General features: G+C 62.9%; 19 protein-coding genes and 1 riboswitch. Of the genes, 6 read left to right on the forward strand and 13 right to left on the reverse strand.

Features of this window, described 5'->3' with window-relative positions; genetic code table 11:
• Positions 1-130 precede the first annotated feature (130 nt).
• The 7 genes from fliQ to era form a co-directional block, all read right to left on the reverse strand.
• Positions 131-400, reverse strand: a complete 270-nt coding sequence (gene fliQ, locus J7I12_RS00850) for a flagellar biosynthesis protein FliQ (RefSeq protein ID WP_118229227.1) — start codon at positions 398-400, stop codon at positions 131-133.
• A 39-nt stretch (positions 401-439) separates the two neighbouring features.
• Complete coding sequence (gene fliP, locus J7I12_RS00855) at positions 440-1,237, reverse strand: flagellar type III secretion system pore protein FliP (RefSeq protein ID WP_242621214.1); 798 nt, start codon at positions 1,235-1,237, stop codon at positions 440-442.
• Entirely contained in the window at positions 1,170-1,658 is a 489-nt protein-coding gene (fliO, locus tag J7I12_RS00860; RefSeq protein ID WP_242621215.1) for a flagellar biosynthetic protein FliO, read from the reverse strand. The genes fliP and fliO overlap by 68 nt, the downstream gene beginning before the upstream one ends.
• Complete coding sequence (fliN, locus tag J7I12_RS00865) at positions 1,651-2,247, reverse strand: flagellar motor switch protein FliN (RefSeq protein WP_302148906.1); 597 nt, start codon at positions 2,245-2,247, stop codon at positions 1,651-1,653. The genes fliO and fliN overlap by 8 nt, the downstream gene beginning before the upstream one ends.
• Before the next feature lie 71 nt (positions 2,248-2,318).
• Positions 2,319-2,975, reverse strand: coding sequence for a flagellar basal body-associated FliL family protein (locus J7I12_RS00870; RefSeq protein ID WP_118229225.1), 657 nt, complete (start codon positions 2,973-2,975; stop codon positions 2,319-2,321).
• A gap of 58 nt (positions 2,976-3,033) precedes the next feature.
• Positions 3,034-3,747, reverse strand: a complete 714-nt coding sequence (locus J7I12_RS00875; protein WP_118229224.1) for a YggS family pyridoxal phosphate-dependent enzyme — start codon at positions 3,745-3,747, stop codon at positions 3,034-3,036.
• A 4-nt stretch (positions 3,748-3,751) separates the two neighbouring features.
• The gene (gene era / locus J7I12_RS00880; protein WP_118229223.1) at positions 3,752-4,675 is read right to left on the reverse strand and encodes a GTPase Era; all 924 of its coding nucleotides are present in this window, start codon (positions 4,673-4,675) and stop codon (positions 3,752-3,754) included.
• Between the two features lie 147 nt (positions 4,676-4,822).
• On the opposite strand from era, the gene J7I12_RS00885 reads away from it, so the two are divergent.
• Together J7I12_RS00885 and J7I12_RS00890 are read left to right on the forward strand one after the other, a co-directional pair.
• Positions 4,823-5,323: a VUT family protein gene (locus J7I12_RS00885; RefSeq protein WP_118229222.1), complete on the forward strand. Its 501-nt coding sequence runs from the start codon at positions 4,823-4,825 to the stop codon at positions 5,321-5,323.
• A gap of 162 nt (positions 5,324-5,485) precedes the next feature.
• A complete protein-coding gene (locus J7I12_RS00890) occupies positions 5,486-6,190 on the forward strand; it encodes a hypothetical protein (RefSeq protein WP_118229221.1) in 705 nt (234 codons plus the stop codon).
• A 408-nt stretch (positions 6,191-6,598) separates the two neighbouring features.
• On the opposite strand, the gene thiC is transcribed toward J7I12_RS00890, so the two are convergent.
• Positions 6,599-7,879, reverse strand: a complete 1,281-nt coding sequence (thiC, locus tag J7I12_RS00895; protein ID WP_118229220.1) for a phosphomethylpyrimidine synthase ThiC — start codon at positions 7,877-7,879, stop codon at positions 6,599-6,601.
• Between the two features lie 57 nt (positions 7,880-7,936).
• A riboswitch (TPP riboswitch) is annotated at positions 7,937-8,057 on the reverse strand.
• 74 nt (positions 8,058-8,131) lie between these two features.
• Between thiC and J7I12_RS00900 the strand changes: the two genes are divergently transcribed.
• Together J7I12_RS00900 and J7I12_RS00905 are read left to right on the forward strand one after the other, a co-directional pair.
• Entirely contained in the window at positions 8,132-9,496 is a 1,365-nt protein-coding gene (locus tag J7I12_RS00900) for a TrkH family potassium uptake protein (RefSeq protein ID WP_118229272.1), read from the forward strand.
• Between the two features lie 47 nt (positions 9,497-9,543).
• The gene (locus J7I12_RS00905) at positions 9,544-10,203 is read left to right on the forward strand and encodes a potassium channel family protein (RefSeq protein ID WP_118229219.1); all 660 of its coding nucleotides are present in this window, start codon (positions 9,544-9,546) and stop codon (positions 10,201-10,203) included.
• Between the two features lie 125 nt (positions 10,204-10,328).
• On the opposite strand, the gene J7I12_RS00910 is transcribed toward J7I12_RS00905, so the two are convergent.
• Positions 10,329-11,171, reverse strand: coding sequence for a M48 family metallopeptidase (locus J7I12_RS00910; RefSeq protein WP_302549073.1), 843 nt, complete (start codon positions 11,169-11,171; stop codon positions 10,329-10,331).
• A 220-nt stretch (positions 11,172-11,391) separates the two neighbouring features.
• Between J7I12_RS00910 and J7I12_RS00915 the strand changes: the two genes are divergently transcribed.
• Both J7I12_RS00915 and rbr read left to right on the forward strand, forming a co-directional pair.
• On the forward strand, positions 11,392-11,865 hold the full coding sequence (locus J7I12_RS00915; RefSeq protein ID WP_118229218.1) for a FlxA-like family protein: 474 nt from the start codon (positions 11,392-11,394) through the stop codon (positions 11,863-11,865).
• A gap of 134 nt (positions 11,866-11,999) precedes the next feature.
• Entirely contained in the window at positions 12,000-12,575 is a 576-nt protein-coding gene (gene rbr / locus J7I12_RS00920; protein ID WP_118229217.1) for a rubrerythrin, read from the forward strand.
• Positions 12,576-12,869: 294 nt separating this feature from the next.
• Here the strand turns inward: rbr and J7I12_RS00925 are convergent, their stop codons facing one another.
• The 4 genes from J7I12_RS00925 to J7I12_RS00940 are packed head-to-tail and all read right to left on the reverse strand — an operon-like array spanning position 12,870 to position 16,486.
• Positions 12,870-13,574: an ABC transporter ATP-binding protein gene (locus J7I12_RS00925; RefSeq protein WP_118229216.1), complete on the reverse strand. Its 705-nt coding sequence runs from the start codon at positions 13,572-13,574 to the stop codon at positions 12,870-12,872.
• Positions 13,567-14,352 carry an ABC transporter ATP-binding protein gene (locus J7I12_RS00930; protein ID WP_130957929.1) on the reverse strand — a complete coding sequence of 262 codons (786 nt, stop codon included), beginning with the start codon at positions 14,350-14,352 and terminating at the stop codon, positions 13,567-13,569. The genes J7I12_RS00925 and J7I12_RS00930 overlap by 8 nt, the downstream gene beginning before the upstream one ends.
• A complete protein-coding gene (locus J7I12_RS00935; protein ID WP_130957930.1) occupies positions 14,349-15,575 on the reverse strand; it encodes an ABC transporter permease subunit in 1,227 nt (408 codons plus the stop codon). The genes J7I12_RS00930 and J7I12_RS00935 overlap by 4 nt, the downstream gene beginning before the upstream one ends.
• Before the next feature lie 2 nt (positions 15,576-15,577).
• Positions 15,578-16,486: a branched-chain amino acid ABC transporter permease gene (locus tag J7I12_RS00940; RefSeq protein ID WP_118229213.1), complete on the reverse strand. Its 909-nt coding sequence runs from the start codon at positions 16,484-16,486 to the stop codon at positions 15,578-15,580.
• Between the last annotated feature and the right edge of the window lie 49 nt (positions 16,487-16,535).

Consider the following 16,535-nt stretch of genomic DNA (forward strand, 5'->3'; position numbering starts at 1 on the left):
TCTCCGTGGGGCATTTTCTTTCCTGAAAAGTCCGGAAGAAACGCCTGCGGACATAGTAAGCCAGGCCGCGCCGCGCCGCAAGGAGTGCCCGCAGCCCTGGTGAGGGACGGGCGGCAAAGACGGTATATTTTTAGCGTATATATATGGGAATATTAATGATAACATCCCTGGTGAATGTAATCATGCGTTCCATGAGCCAGGGCAGGGCCAGGAGCAGGGCCAGAAACATGCAGACGATTTTGGGGATGAAGGTCAGGGTCATTTCCTGAATCTGGGTAGCGGCCTGAATGACGCTGACCACCACGCCCACGCCCAGGCCCACGGCCAGCATGGGCAGGGCCATCATAAGGCAGAGTTCAATGGCTTGGCGGCCGAAGCCGATGACGAAATCGGGGGTCATGGGCGAGATCTCCCCGCGCCGGGCGGCGCGCGTTGCGGATTATAACAGAAAGCTGTTGACCAGGGAGCCCACCAGCAGATTCCAGCCGTCCACCATGACAAAGAGCAGCAGCTTGAAGGGCATGGAAACCATCATGGGCGGCAGCATCATCATGCCCATGGCCAGCAGCACGCTGGAGATGACCATGTCCAGCACCAGAAAGGGAATGTAGATGAGAAAGCCGATGGTGAAGGCGGTTTTCAGTTCGCTGATGACGTAGGCGGCGGCCAGCAGCATGGTGGGGACTTCTTCCTTATTGCGCGGCGCTTCCATGTTGCTGATGGCGTAGAAGACTGAAAGGTCTTTCTCGCGGGTATGCTTGAACATGAAGGTGCGTAAGGGAGCCTGGGCGCGGTCCAGGGCCACCTTGTAGTCGATTTGTTCGTTGAGGTAGGGCTGCAGGGCCTGGTCGTTGATTTCCTTGCCCACGGGGAACATGATGACCACTGTCATAAAAATGGCAAGGCTGGCCAGAATCTGGGTGGGCGGCAGCTGCTGCACGCCCATGGCCTGACGCAGAAAGCTGAAGACAATGATGATGCGGGTGAAGCTCGTGACCGTGAGCATGATGGCCGGGGCCACGGAAAGCACGGTGAGCAGGAAGAGAATTTCCAGCAGGACCGAGACTTTTTCAGGAGATTGGGCCCCGCCCGAAAGGGTCAGCTGCAGTGCGGGCAAAGAAATATCCTGCGCGGCCAAGGCCAGGGCGGGCAGGAACAGCAGGGGCAGACTAGCCGCCGTCAACGTCGCGACGGGCTTTATCCATAACCTGTTGAAAAGGGTTTTCCGGTGGCTCATGGTGCGCCTCTTCCTCGCTCAAAAGGGTAATCCGCTGGTCGGTAACGCCCAGCAGCAACCTTTTATTCAAGAAGCGTACCACCATAAGCCCTTTGCGCGGTCCCAAAGGCAGTTGGGCCTCCATGACCAGCGCGCCGCGCGGCAGCGCGCCCGGACGCGGCAGAAAATTGAACTTGCCAAAGCGCCGGGCCAGCCAGACGGCCAGCCAGAGCACGCCCAGCAGCAAAAAGAGTATGCCTATGGCCTGGGCGTAGCCGCCCCAGGTAAAGGCGCTTTGCCCCAGCATTGCGGCCTGACCTGCGGCCTGCCCCGCCGCTGGGCCAGCGGCCTGCCCTGCAGCCGCGCCCGAACCCGCGGCGGCCTGGCCCCCGGCGTCGGCAAGGCCCACAGCGGCCAGAAGCAGGGGCGCAGGGCTAGCCAAGCTGTTTGACCCTCTCAATGGGGCTGATGATGTCCGTCAGGCGCACGCCGAATTTCTCGTTAATGACCACGGCCTCGCCGCGCGCTACCAGCTTGCCGTTGACGTAGACTTCCAGCGGTTCGCCCGCCAGTTTGTTGAGCTCCACCACCGAGCCCTGCCCCAGCTGCAGCAGCTCATTGATGAGCAGGCGGGTGCGCCCCAGTTCCGCTGAAACGTCCAGGGGAATGTCCAGAATAAAGTCCAGCTCGCGTTTGAGCTTATTGTCGCCGGGTTGGCGGGCCATTTCCGTCATGTCCTGAAAATGGGCGTCCGTGGCGTGCCCGGCCAGACCGGCGTTGTCCTTGGGGGCGGATTCCTTGCCCTCTTCATCCTTGGCCAGGGCTTCAGCCCACTGGGCGGCCAGGGCCTCTTCGTCCTGCTTGGCGTCGCCCGTCGGTGCAGCCGCAGTTTGCCCGGCCGCGCCTGGTCCGCCGACAGGCTGTGCGGCTGCAGGCTGTGCGGCCGCCGGGGCCGCATCGCCGCCCTGCGCTTCCTTTTCCAGTTCCGCCGCCCATTGGGCGGCCAGAGCTTCCTGATCGTCCTGCGCCATGTGTCTACCTCACGCCGTCCATCCGGGTTGAAAAGCCGGACAAACGCTGCGGCCGGAGTTGTGCTCCGGCGTTATTCCACAACAAAATCGGTAAAGTATACGCGGATAACCCGCTGCGCGCCCAAAATCTGGTTCAGCCGCGCCGCCACCTCGGCCTTGAGCAGCACCTTGCCCTCCGGCGAGGCCACGTCCGCGTACGTCTTGCCCGCCAGAAGCATGATCACGGCGTCGCGCACCCGTGCGCTGTTGCCCTGCAGCTCTTTGGAGACGTCGGCGTTGACCTCCACTTCCATGCCCAGCTTGAGGTAGCGCCGTCCGGCGGGGTCGGCCAGATTGACGGTAATGGCCGGCAGGGGCAGCACCAGCCCGGCGCTGCGGGGCAGGTCGCTCTGCCGTTCTATGCGCGCGCCTTCAGGGCCGCCCTGGCCGTTGCCTTGACCAGCCTGGCCCGCTTGGCCTGCGGGCGTTGCGCCGTGGCCGGCCGACGCGTTGGGCTGCGCCTTGTTCTGGGCGCTGGCCGGGGCCGTGGCGGCCGGGTCTTCCGGCGCGGCCTCGCCCGCTGCGGGCGTGCGCAGGTAGAGCCACCAGTATGCGCCCAGGCCGGCCCCGCTCAGGGTCATGAGCAGAATGGCCGCAATAATGATAATGCGCTTGAGGCGCGAACGCTTCTTGGGATTTTCGGCCTGCCCCTCGGGCAGGGCCGGCGCTTCCTTTTCCTTGGCCGCCATAGCGTACTCCAGAACGTTTCCGTCTGCCCCGGGCTGGCCCCGCCGGTCATTTGCCCTGTCAGGCTTTGGCGGGACGCGGCCCGAAAATATCCGTGCCGATGCGTACTAACGTTGCCCCCTCGGCCACGGCCCCGGCAAAGTCGCCGCTCATGCCCATGGAAAGTTCGGGCAGGGGCAGGCCCAAGCGTGTACGCAGGGCGTCGCGCAGGCCGCGCAGGCGGGCAAAATAGGGCCGGGCCGCGTCGCCCGCGTCAAACACCGGGGGCAGGCACATGAGCCCCTGCAGGTCCAGATGCGGGCAGCTTTCACAGACATAATCGGCCAGAGCGGGCAAATCCTCAGCCCCCAGGCCAGATTTTTGCGCCTCGGCGGCCAAATTAACTTCAATGAGCACGGGCTGACGCCGGTTCTGCTCCGCCAGCCGCCGTTCCAGCGCTTCGGCCAGACGGCGGGAATCTAGGCTGTGCAGCAGGTGAAAGGCTCCGGCCACCTGCGCCGCCTTGCGGTGCTGCACATGGCCGATCATGTGCCAGCGGACGTGCCCGCAGGCCGGGTTCGCCGCCAGATCGGCCTGCTTCTGCAGAGCCTCCTGGACGTAATTCTCGCCAAAGTCCACCTGACCAACGTGGGCCAGAGCAGCGATGTCCGCTGCCGGATGCAGCTTGGATACGGCCACCAGAGTCACCTCGGCGCGGGGGCGTCCGGCCCGGTCGCAGGCGGCCTGCAGCCGTTCCTGCAGGTTTTGGTAGCGTCGCAGCAGTGCGTCGTCCATGCCTTTATTCCGCCATGAGGCCCATGTCGCGCAAAAAGGCCACGTCTTCAGTCCAGTGCTCGCGCACCTTGACCCACAGGTCCAGGTGCACCTTGCCGCCCAGCAGTTCCACAATGTCCTTGCGGGCTTCGGTGCCGATTTCTTTGATGCCCGCGCCGGCCCGGCCGATGACCATGGCCTTGTGCATGGGGCGGGCCACATAGATGGTGGCCTGAATAAGCGTCTGCCCGCGTTCCTGGTCTTCTTCCCAGTTCTCCACATCCACGGCCACGGTGTAGGGCACCTCCTGCCGCAGGTGCAGGAAGAGTTTTTCGCGGATGATCTCCGCCGCCATGAAGCGCAGAGGCGCCGTGGAAATCTGGTCTTCGGGAAATTCCGCCGGGGCTTCGGGCAGGCGGGAGCGCACCAGGGCGGCCAGTTCAGGCAGGCCGTCGCGCAACAGCGCTGAAGCAGGAAAGATTTCCGATCCGGGCCACATTTCGTGCAGCTGGGTGAGCAGGGGCAGCATGCGGCTTTTGTCCGCAAACAGGTCCACCTTGTTGACCACCACGATCATGGGGCGCGTGTCGCTGGCAAGCGCCTGGGCCACGGGGGCCAGGTCGCGCTCCAGAAATTCCGGATGGCGGATATAGAGGTGCGCGTCCAGCACGGGCATGATCACGTCCGCCTGGCTCAGGCTCTGCCAGACGGCCTGGAGCATGGTCTTGCTCAGGCGGCCACGCATCTGGGTGAGGCCCGGCGTATCCATAAAAATGATTTGCGAACCCGGGTCCGTGAGGATGCCCACAATCTGGTTGCGCGTGGTCTGCGGTTTGGGGGTGACAATGGTCACCTTTTGCCCCAGAAGGGCGTTGAGCAGGGTGGATTTGCCCGCATTGGGCGGCCCCATGAGGGCGACCCGGCCGCAACGGTGGTGCTGGTCCGTCATGCCTTCTCCCGGCCGGCGGGGCCGGCCTTGCGCCCGCTTTGCGGGCCTTGTGGAAACAGTGTCAAAACAGCCTTTCTGTCCCACATCCGCGCGCCGGGGTCAAGCGGCGGTCTTGACGCCGAAGCGGGCGGCGCTTACTCTGCCTTTATGTTTACGCTGTTTACCTATATGGCCCTTATTGTGGGCGTGAACTGGGGCTTTGCCGTCACACCGCTTATCGCGCTGCCCAACGGCGAAATGTGGCCGCCCATGTCTCTGGTGGTGGGCTTCATCTTTGTGGTGCGCGATTACGCCCAGCGTCGCGTGGGGCACAAGGTGCTTTGGGCCATGCTGGTGGGGTGCGTGGTGAGCTGGTATATGGCCACTCCGCAACTGGCCGTGGCCAGCGCCGCAGCCTTTGCCGTGGGCGAACTGGGCGACTGGGCCCTGTACACCTTTACCAACCGGCCTTTTTCGCAGCGCATCCTCATTTCCAGCCTGGTCAGCGCGCCTCTGGACAGCATCGTGTTTCTGGGGCTTATCGGTCTGGCCACGCCTTGGTCCGTCGTCATCATGAGCCTGAGCAAACTGGTGGGCGCGCTGCTGGTTTTCTGTCTGGTGCGGCGGCGCGAACAGCGCGCATACGCTCTGGTCGACCCGCGTTCCTGAGCCGGGGCCGCAGGCTTTGCAGCCTACTGCAGCCCGCGTCATCGACGTGGCGCATTCCTTTTCGTCCGCCCTGGCCGGATGTCCCCAGGTACTGGGCGGGCCGTGGGCTATACTGTTATGGCGCGCACCCCAGCGGTTTTCTGCGCGCAGGAGAACCCCCCTATGAAGAAAGCTCTGCTCCATTCCCTCATGCCCTTGTTGCTGGCGGGTGTCGTTGTGGGCTGCACCACCTCCGGCCCGCAGAAGGTCCTGGACGCCCAGGCCGACGCCCTGAACAAAAACGACAGTACTGCCTTTCTTGCCCAGATGGATTTGAAGACCTTTGCCGCCAATCAGGTCAAAAATATGACCCGCAACGATCAGGCCCTGAGCACCCTGGATTCCATGGGCCGCATGCTGGGCCTGGGCGGCATGGATTCCCTGCTGGGCAGCGTTCTTGATATGGAAGCCCGCCTCAACAAACAGTACACCCGTGGCGTGAGTACGGGCGAACTGGCGGCCCAGTGCCGTGCGGCGGCGACCCCGGACTGCCCCTGGGTACCGGAAAGTCTGCGCAAGGCGCAGGTCACGGAGCTTGGGCAGGACGCCGCTGTGGCCAAGGTGACCACTCCTGCGGGCATGACCAGTTGGTTGGCCTTGCGTAAAAAGGGCGACCGCTGGTTGGTGGTGGGGCAGGCCATGCTGGAAGGTACGGCCAGGGAATATGCCGCGCAGACGGCGCCGCAACCGGAAGCCGGGCCGCAGCAGGCCCCGGCCGCGCCCCGGACGCCTGGGCAGGGAGCGCCTGATCAGGATGCGCCTGCGCCAGACACACCCGCGCCCACCCCGGACAACCGGGCCGACAATCAGGGCGTGACCAAGCTGTAGAGCTGCGTGTCGGCGCGTTCCGGCTGGAGAGCCCTGGGGTGCAGGCTTTCGCCGCAGCCGGTCTGAAGCACGGGCAAGCGCGGTGGAAGGGTGGAAATGCCCCTTGGTCGCCCCACTTGAACAAAAACAGCCTTTTTTGCGCCCACGGCGTCAACGGCGCGGTTTTGCTGCAGAAAGCCCCCGGCCCCGCGTAAGGCGGGAACGGGGGCTTTTGCCGTGGGGCTAGGGCCGTTAGCGAATGAAATGCGCTAACGGCTCTGCAAGGATTTTCTTGAAAAGCCTTGCCACGAAATGCGAGAAGGCAGGCTTTTGCCTGCCGTAAGCGAGCATTTCAAGTGTTAAATGCGCTAATGCGGGCCCCTGTCGTCATGGCAGGCCGCGCGTCAGGGCGGTCCTGCCGGAGTGCCTTTATTTGCCTTGCAGCATTTTCACGGCGCAGAATTTGCCGCACATGGCGCAGACTTCTTCATCTTTGTGGGCTTCCCGGCGTTTGGCCAGCGTGCTGGGGTCCAGGGCGGCCTTGGCCATGCCGTCCCAGTCCAGGGCGCGACGGGCCTGGTTCATGGCGGCCTCGCGGGCCACGGCCTGCGGACGGCCCAGGGCCACTTCGCCCACCTGCGCGGCCACGCGGGAGGCCATGACCCCGGCGCGCACGTCGGCCTCGTCGGGCAGGGTCAGGTGTTCCGCCGGGGTGAGGTAGCAGAGGAAGTCCACGCCCGCCTCCACGGCCAGAGCGCCGCCGATGGCGCCGGCAATGTGGTCGTAGCCGGGGGCGCTGTCGCAGCACAAGGGCCCCAGCACATAGAGCGGGGCGTTGTGGGTAAGGCGTTTGATGCCCTGAATCTGGGTGCGCACCTGATTGAGCGGTACATGGCCGGGGCCTTCGATCATGCACTGCACGCCGCGCTCCAGAGCGTAGCGGGCCAGCTGCCCCAGGTTGATCACTTCCTCCCACTGGGCCGCGTCGCCCGCGTCCACGCCCGCACCGGGGCGCAGACCGTCACCCAGAGAGAGGGTGACGTTGTAGGGGCGGCAGATTTCCAGCAGGCGGTCAAAGTCTTCCAGCAAGGGGTTTTCGCGGTCGTTTTCCAGCATCCAGCGGGCCAGCATGGAGCCGCCGCGGGAAACAATGCCAAGGGCACGCTTGTCCTTGACGGCCATTTCCGCTCCGCGTCGGGAAAGACCGCAGTGCACGGTCATGAAGTCCACACCCTGACGCGCCTGTTTGGCAATTTCGTCAAACAGCTGGTCCGGGTCCATGCTGGCGATGTCTTTGTCCGCATCCAGGATGCGCTGGCCCACGGCATACAGGGGCACGGTGCCCAGGGGGCGGGGGCAGGCGGCCAGCATGCCCGTGCGCAGGGCGTCCAGATCTCCGGCGATGGAAAGATCCATGACCGTGTGGGCTCCGGCCTCCAGAGCGGCCTTGATTTTGCGCTCTTCAGTGTGGGGGCAGTTGCACAGGGGGGAGGTGCCGATATTGGCGTTGACCTTGACGCTGGCGGGCTGCCCCACCAAAATGGGATCAAGGCCGCCGTGGGCGGGATTGCCCAAAAGCACCATGGCACCCGCTTCCAGGGCGCTGGTGACGGTTTCGGGGGCAAGCTGCTCCTGGCTGGACAGACCGGCAAGGTGCCGGTCGAGCAGCCCGCGCAGGGCGGCGTTCTGGGAAAGGAGTTGCTGGGACATGAGTGCCTCGCGGGTTGCGACGCAGGGCGCTAAAAAAGCCACAAGCAGCGGATGACAGCATTGTGGCCGCGGCTTCCCTCCGGCAGTGCGAACTGCGTCAGGTTCATAGGGTCTGGGTTGGCCCACTCTCAGCCGCAGGGCCCGGTACGGGCGGCTTGCGGCTCCCCTAGCTCGAAGTACAACATAGCCCCGTTGCGTCCGCTTGTAAAGACCCCGGCTTGCAATCGCGCCCGCCGTGGCATACATGGGGGCATGCGCCGCAACCGTCTGTTCAGCCCCTTCACCTGGCCGGTATATTCTTTTTTGCTGGTCATCGCGCTTGGCGCGCTGCTGCTGCACCTGCCGGCCAGCTGCCGTTCAGGTCAGAATCTGACGCTGGTGGACGCTGCCTTTTTATCCACCTCGGCCGTATGCGTCACCGGGCTTTCCCCCGTGGACGTGGGCGCGGTGCTGAGCCCCCTGGGCAAGATTGTGCTGCTGGCCCTCGTGCAATTGGGGGGGCTGGGCGTCATGACCTATACGAGCATTATTTTTCTGCTCTGGCGCAAGGCCGTGCCTTTTTCCAGCCGAGAGGCCGTGAGTCAGGCCCTGCTGGGCGGTGATTTCAGTCTGCGGGCTTTTTTGTTTCAGGTGCTCGGCCTGGTGCTGGGCATTGAAGCCGTGGCGGCCCTGCTGCTCTACTGGCACGACCCCGTGGCCTTTTATCCCTTCAGCGCGGTGTTTCACGCGGTTTCGGCCTTCTGCAACGCCGGTTTTTCGCTTAATTCCAACAATCTTATGAGCTTTCGGCAGGATTGGGTGGTTATCCTGATCATCTGCGGCAGCGTTCTTCTGGGCGGCATCGGCTTCGGCGTGCTGCGCGAGGGGCTGGGCTTGTGTACGGGCGGCAGGCTGGGCGCGCCGGTGCGGCGTTTCAGCCGCTTCAGCCGGTTGGTGCTCAAGACTACCTTGTTTCTGGTGATTTTCGGCGCGGCGTTCATCTACGGCATCGAGCATCTGCGCGTGGGCAATGAAGCCGACCTGGGCGAAGGCGCGACCCTGGCCAGCACGGCCCTGTTCCAGTCCGTAGCGGCGCGCACGGCGGGCTTTAATCTGGTGGACACCACAACGCTGAGTGAGGCTTCTTTGCTGGTGCTTATGGCCCTCATGTTTGTGGGTGGGGGGCCCGGTTCCTGCGCCGGGGGCATCAAGGTGGTGGCCTTTCGGGTGCTCACGGGCTATGTGGCGGCGCAGTTTCGCGGCGACCGGCAGATTGTGCTGGAAGGGCGGGGCGTGCCTACGGATAACGTCACCAGGGCGCTGACCCTGTTCTTCGTCTATTCTCTGCTCATCGGCCTGACCACCTTTTTGCTGAGCATGACGGAACACGGCATTCTGGGCGGCGCGCAGCCGGGCGGGCCCTCCCTGCTGGGCATTTTGTTCGAGTCCGTGTCCGCCTTGGGTACGGTGGGGCTTTCACTGGACCTCACGCCCCAGCTCAGCCCGTGGGGCAAAGGCATTATTATGGTCAACATGTTTGCGGGGCGTGTGGGTCTGCTCAGTCTGCTCATGGCTGTGCAGAGTCTGCAGCCGCGCAAAGCCTATGCGGTGGCGGAAACCGAGCTGCCCATCGGGTAGCCGCCCCGGCCTTGCGCAGTGGGAAGGACCAAAGCGGGAGAGAAAACATGGCGGAAAAAAAATTGGAAATAGGCGTCATCGGCCTGGGTAAGTTTGGGCTGCGCATGGCCACCACCCTGGTTTCGTTGGGGCATACCGTGGTGGGCATAGACCAGGCCGAAGGCCCGGTGCAGCGTGCCGAAGAGGCGCTGGATTCGGTCTACAAGGCGGACGCCACCAATATTGCCGTGCTGCGCTCCCTGCATGTGCAGGATCTGGACTGGGTGGTCATCAGCGTGGGGCAGAGCGTGGAGCAGTCCTTGAGCATCACCCTCAATGTGCAGGAGCTGGGCGGCCCCAAGATATGGGTCAAGGCTTCCAATGAAGAGCACAAAAAGATTTTGCAGCGCCTGCGTGTGAACCGCGCCCTGGTGCCGGAAATGGAAGCCGCCGTCATGGCCGCCCACCAGCTTACCTACCCCGGCATGCTGGACCTTATCCCCAAATACGGCGGCATAGCCATTCAGGAACTGCGTGTGGACCAGTGGGATGGCAAGACCCTGATTGACCTTAACCTCATGCAGCGCTTCAACGTCATGGTGCTGGGTATCCGCCCCGTGGGGGAGTACTCCTTTATGTTTGTGCCTCCGGCGGTGACCGTGCTGCACCGGGGCGATACGCTGGTAGTGGCGGGCCGGGCCAACGCCATGCGCGAGCTGCAGCCCTGACGCAAAAGCCTTGCAGGCGTGAGTTTTTTTTCTGATTACGGCAGAGGGGGCGCCACACGGCTTCGTGCCTTGGGCGGCACCGCTGTCCACCCCGTCCGACCTTCTCCTCCTTCCCGCAAAAACCGTCAGCCTTCCCTGTGCAGAGCCCAGCGGGGCAGGCTGCGCCAGGCCAGGTTGAGGGCTTTTTCCTGTTCCGGCCAGCGGGGGGAGTAGCGCGCCAGTTCAGCGCGGTAGGCCGGGGAGTGGTTCATGTGGCGCAGGTGGCAGAGTTCGTGCCAGCAGAGGTGTTCCAAAAGGGGCGTGGGCAGGAGCAGGGCGCGCCAGTTGAGGCTGATGCGGGCGGCAGGCGTGCCGTCCGAGGCGGGTTGCCTGGTGCAGCTGCCCCAGCGGCTGCGCTGGTCGCGCACGCGGGTTCTTTCAAGGGCGAAGCCGCCGCGTTGGGCCAGGTTTGCCACGCAGGTGGGCAGGAAGGCTTCAGCCTGTTTACGGCACCAGTGCTGCAGGGCCAGGGCGCAGGGTTCTGCCGCTGTGGCACCATAGAGCCGCAGCAAGCCGGGCGTTTCCACCAGCAGGACGCGTCCTGCCGAGGTCTGCAGCAGCAGGGGCCGTGCGTTTGCGGCCATGGCCGCCGCACGTCCGGCGGCCATGTTGCCGTCGTGGACCACGCCGCAGTGCGTGTCCAGAGGCGGCAGGCTGACGGCCGCGGGCAAGGCCGGTTCCGCCGTACGGGCGTGGTGGTTCGTCCAGGCGCGTTCCAGCCAAGGCAAAAATTGGGGCAGGCTCATCTCAATCAGCTGCAGGGACAGGCCTTGCGGCACGGTCAGGGTCAGCGCGCCACCGGGGCTGAGCGAGAGGCGCGTGCGCCGGGCGCGGGCCGAGGTCCGCACTGTGGCGGTCAGCAGGGTGCCGTCGGCCAGCAGAAAAGGGACGCTCGCTGGCGGGGAGGGAGCGGCAAATTTTGCAGCCATGCGGGCCATGCTGCCACAGGGGGCTGAGGCTGTAAAGGTTGACTGGCGGCGGTTTGCCGGCTTTGGGCCGAGCTATATGGCTTGCGGCATAATTTTTGCTTTTTGTGCGGAGCCTGGAATAGGGCGCGCGCGGGCGCGAAAATTTTTCCCGGCGGGCATACGGGCGGACGGGCGTTGTCTGCGGGGCAGACGGCGATGGTAAACGCACAAGGAGAGCCTTATGAGCATTGGCAGCATCAGCGGCAGCAGTGGCGTCACCAGTATTGAGGAAATTTTCGGCATTAACGGCACGGGCAGTTCAAGCAGCAGCACAGCCGGCGACACGGCTTCCGGCGACACCGTGGATATTTCCGACGAAGCCCGCAAACTCTTTTCGGAGAGCATCCACAAGTACGATTCGGGCACTACGTCCACGACCTCCACAAAAAGCGAAAGCGAAGATGCGGACAGCTCTGCGTCTGAAGAAAGTTCCGGCAGCGCCGGCAGTGCCGCCGCAAGCGGCTCCGGCGGGTCTTCTTCGAGCAGCGATACGGTGGAAAGCATCAAAAAACAGATAGAATCCATCAAAAGTCAGCTGACCAGTCTGGCCAATCAGGCCGGCGCGGGCGCGGACCAGGCCGTGGAGAGCAAGATGAATGTTCTGCAGGCCCAGCTGGCTGCCCTGGAGGCCCAGCTGGCGGCGGCCCAAAGCTGATGCCTTGACAGGCATTCCTAACGTACTTATTTCAAACCTTGGAGGGGATGGCGGCGGCTATCCCCTTTTTGGCGCGGTGTATACTCTTGCAATTAATCCTCAACCCTGCACTTTTTGTGCAAAGAGAGGCAGCGATGAAATCCTTGAAAGGCAGCCAGACCGAGAAGAACATTCTTACGGCCTTTGCCGGCGAATCCCAGGCCCGCAACCGCTATGATTTTTTTGCCGGTCAGGCCAAAAAAGACGGCTATGTGCTGGTGCAGGAAATTTTTCAGGAAACAGCCTTGCAGGAAAAGGAACATGCCAAGCGTCTGTTCAAGTTTCTTGAAGGCGGCGAGGTAGAGATCCAGGCCGGGTATCCCGCAGGCGTCATCGGCGCCAGCGAAGCCAATCTGCGCGCGGCTGCCGGCGGCGAGAACTATGAGCACACCACCATGTACCCCTCCTTTGCCGCCACCGCCGAAAAGGAAGGCTTTGCCGAAGTGGCCGCTGTCATGCGGCACATTGCCGTGGCCGAAGCCTACCATGAAAAGCGCTTCCTGAGCCTGGCCAATGATATCAAGGAAGGCCGCATGTTCGTGCGTAACAAGCCTACAGTCTGGCGCTGCCTTAACTGCGGCTGTCTGGTGGAAGGCGAGCACGCCCCCGAAGTCTGCCCGGCCTGTGCGCACCCCAAAGCCTATTTTGCGGAATTGAACTACTCCTTTTAGAGCATTTCACCTTTGAGAATAGACATTCTCAAAGATTTTACTACGTTCACTTCGGTGGTTACCAGCACAAATATATTGTGCCGACACCGGCTGGCGGGCGCCTGCTTACGCAGCCGCCGGAGTAATTTCAAAATGAAATTGTTCTGCATGCCGGAGTGGGCGCAGTACCAACGTTGATAGTGTAACGTACCAACAGTACAATATTCTTGAGAAAGAAAGCGTTCTTGAGAAAGAAAGCGTTGCGGGGCGGGAAGTTTTTTTGAAAAAACTCCTCGCCCCGCAAAGTGTTTGCGGCTAAACGCCCAGGTAGGCTTTGCGGACCTGTTCGCTTTTAAGAAGATTGGCGGCCGTGTCGTGCATGACGATGCGGCCGTTTTCCATGACATAGCCGCGGGTGGCGATGCGCAGGGCCTGGTTGGCGTTTTGTTCCACTAGAAAAACAGTGGTGCCGTCGGCATTGACCTTGCGGATGATGTCAAAGATCTGCTGGATGATGATGGGGGCGAGGCCCAGCGAAGGTTCGTCCAGCAAGAGCAGTTTGGGACGGGCCATGAGGGCGCGGCTGATGGCGAGCATCTGCTGTTCCCCGCCGGAAAGCGTGCCGCCCAGCTGGCGGCGGCGTTCGGCCAGGATGGGGAAGAGGCTGAAGACGTAGTCCTGGTCCTGCTTTATAGCGGCGGCGTCTTTGCGCAGAAAAGCGCCCAGGTCCAGATTTTCGCTCACGCTCAGGTCGGGAAAGATCAGGCGGCCTTCGGGCACCTGCGAGATGCCCAAAGCCACTATTTCGTGCGGCGGCAGGGTGTGGATGGGCTTGCCGTACCAGAGTATTTCGCCCTGGCGGGCCCGGTTGATGCCGCAAATGGTCATAAGCGTGGTGGATTTGCCGGCGCCGTTGGCCCCGATGAGCGTGGCGATGTCGCCTTCCTCTACGGTGAGAGAAATATCGCGCAGGGCCTGGATATTGCCGTAGTAGGTATCCACATGGCTGAGCTCAAGCATCGCTTTCTCCCAGGTAAGCCTTGATGACGCGGGGGTTGGCGCGGATTTCCGCCGGGGTGCCCGTGGCGATGCAGGAACCGTATTCCATGACATAGATGCGGTCGGAAAGAGACATGACCATGCTCATATCGTGCTCAATGAGCAAAATGGAGATTTTTTTGGCGTCACGGATGGAGAGGACCAGGTCTTTGAGTTCGTTGGTTTCCTGAGGGTTCATACCGGCGGCGGGTTCGTCCAGCAAGAGCATGCGGGGTTCCGTGGCCAGAGCGCGGGCGATTTCCAGGCGGCGTTGTGCGCCGTAGGGCAGGTTGTGGGCGGCTTCGTTCCAGAATTCTTCCAGTTGTACCAGTTGGAGCAGGGCATAGCTCTGGTCAATGCTCGCTTGCTCTTCCCTGCGGGAGCGGCTGTCGCGGACCAGCGCGCCCCAAACGCCCGTGCTGGTGCGGCAGTGGCGGCCAATCATAACATTTTCCAGCACGGTCATTTCGCCGAACAGGCGGATATTCTGAAACGTGCGGGCCATGCCCATCATCGTGATTTTGTGCGGCTTTACGCCGTTGAGCAAATGCTGTTGCCCTTGCGCGTCATAGAGGTGCACCTTGCCCTCGGTGGGGGTGTAGATGCCCGTGACGCAGTTGAAAAATGTGGTCTTGCCCGCACCGTTGGGGCCGATCAGGGCCACAATTTCCCTTTCCTCGACCGTCAGGGAAACTTCGTTGAGGGCGCGCAGGCCGCCGAAATCCTGGGTCAGATCCTGTACTTCCAGCACGGGGGTCACGAGCGTTCTCCTTTGCCTTCGCCGTGCGGGGCGCTGATGTGGTATCGCCGCCGTTCGCCGCTGATGAGCCCCTGCGGACGGAAGAGCATCATGATCACCATGGTCAGGCCGAAGAGCAACATGCGGTATTCGGAAAAGGCCCGCAGGTATTCCGGCACCAGAATGAGGATGAGGGCCGCGATGACCACGCCGGTAATGGAGCCCATGCCGCCCAGCACTACCATGGAAAGGATCATGGCCGATTCCATGAAGGTAAAGCTGGAGGGATTGATGTAGGTGGTTTTGGCCGCGAAGATGACCCCTGCAAAGCCCGCCCAGCAGGAGCCCAGGGCAAAGGCCGAGAGCTTAACGCGGGTGATGTCTATGCCCATGGCCTCGCAGGCAATTTCATCCTCGCGCAGGGCCTGCAGGGCCAGCCCCACGCGGGAGTTCTTCAGCCGGCTGATGACCACGATGGTTACGATGACGGCGGCCAGCACCAGATAGTACACATAGGTAGTGCTGGCGCTGATGTCCATCGCTATGCCGAACAGGCTGGGCCGGGGGATGTCGCCGATGCCGCGCGGCCCGCCGGTGACGGAGGTCCAGTTCTGCAGGGTCAGGCGCACGATTTCGCCAAAGCCCAGGGTTACGATGGCCAGATAGTCGCCGCGCAAGCGCAGTACGGGAAAGCCCAGCGCCAAGCCGAACAGGACGGCCATGACCCCGCCCACGGGCAGGCAGGTCCAGAAACCCAGGCCGAAAAACTGGTTAAGCAGGCCGTAGGTGTAAGCCCCCACGGCGTAAAAAGCCACATAGCCCAGCACCAGCTGGCCGGCCAAGCCTACCACGATGTTCAGGCCCAGGGCCAGCATCACGTAGAGCAGAGCCGAGATCATGATGTTGGTCTGGTAGAAGGAGCTGATCCAGGGCATGATGACCATGACGCCCAAAAGCGCACCCAGCGCCGCCGCCAGCACGCGGGGCCGCTCACGCAGCAGGGCCAGACGGGCAGGAAGGCCGCCCGTGTGCGGCAGGGAGAGCAGGGGCAGTCCGCGGGCCTTGCGGGTGAAACACCAGTCCCAGATCAGGGCCAGGCCGAAGATGGCCACGCCCAGAATAAGGATGCGGTCGAAACGCCAGCTGACGGTGCGGTCCACGGTGTTGAGCTTGATGCCCAGCACCGGCAGGGTCAACAGCATAAACCAGACTGCGGCAATGGCGGCTTTACGGATGCGATGCATGGCTAGACCTTCTGCACGGTGGCTTTGCCCAGAATGCCCTCGGGCCGGAAAATGAGGATGAGGATCAGGATGCCGAAGGCCAGGATGTCCTCATAGTTGCCCGAAAAGTATCCGGTAGTGAAGCTCTCGGCCAGGCCCAGCACCAGGCCCCCCAGCATGGCGCCGGGAATGGAGCCGATGCCCCCCAGCACGGCCGCGGTAAAGGCCTTGAGCCCGGCCAGAAAACCGATGCCGAAGTTGACCTGCCCCATGTGTGAGGCGATGAGTACGCCGCCCAGGGCTGCCAAAGACGAGCCCACAATAAAGGTAAGCGAAATAATGCGGTCGGCGTTAATGCCCAGCAGCAGAGCCATTTTACGGTTCTGCGAGGTGGCGCGCATGGCCTTGCCCATGCGGGTGTAGCGGATGAACAGCGAAAGGCTGACCATGGCGATGGTGCTGACCAGCAGAATCAGAAAGTCGCTGGGGCCCATGACGTAGCCGATGTGTTCCAGAAAATCCATTTCGGGCAGAAGGTTGGGAAAAGGCACGAAATCCGAGGTCTGGGCCAGCAGCACATAGTTCTGCAAAAAGATGGACATGCCGATGGCCGAGATAAGCGGCGAAAGGCGTGGCGCGGTGCGCAGGGGCTTGTAAGCCACCTTTTCCAGTGTGTAGCCATAGGCCGCACACCAGACCATGGCCGCCAGGGCCGCCACCACCAGAATGCCGGCCGCGGGAAAGCCGTAGACCCCCAGTACCCCGGCTACCAGCAGGGCCGTGAAGGCCCCCAGCATGTAAATCTCGCCGTGGGCAAAGTTGATGAGCCCGATGATGCCGTAGACCAGAGTATAGCCCAGAGCGATAAGGGCATAGATGCTGCCCCGGGTGAGGCCGCCGAAAAAAAGCTCTATGAAAAATTGGATGTCCATGCCGTCCTGCGCGCGTTGCGGACCGGCCCGCCGGGCCGCACGCCGGTTC

It is taken from the genome of Desulfovibrio diazotrophicus (assembly GCF_902498985.2).
Taxonomy (GTDB): domain Bacteria; phylum Desulfobacterota; class Desulfovibrionia; order Desulfovibrionales; family Desulfovibrionaceae; genus Desulfovibrio; species Desulfovibrio legallii.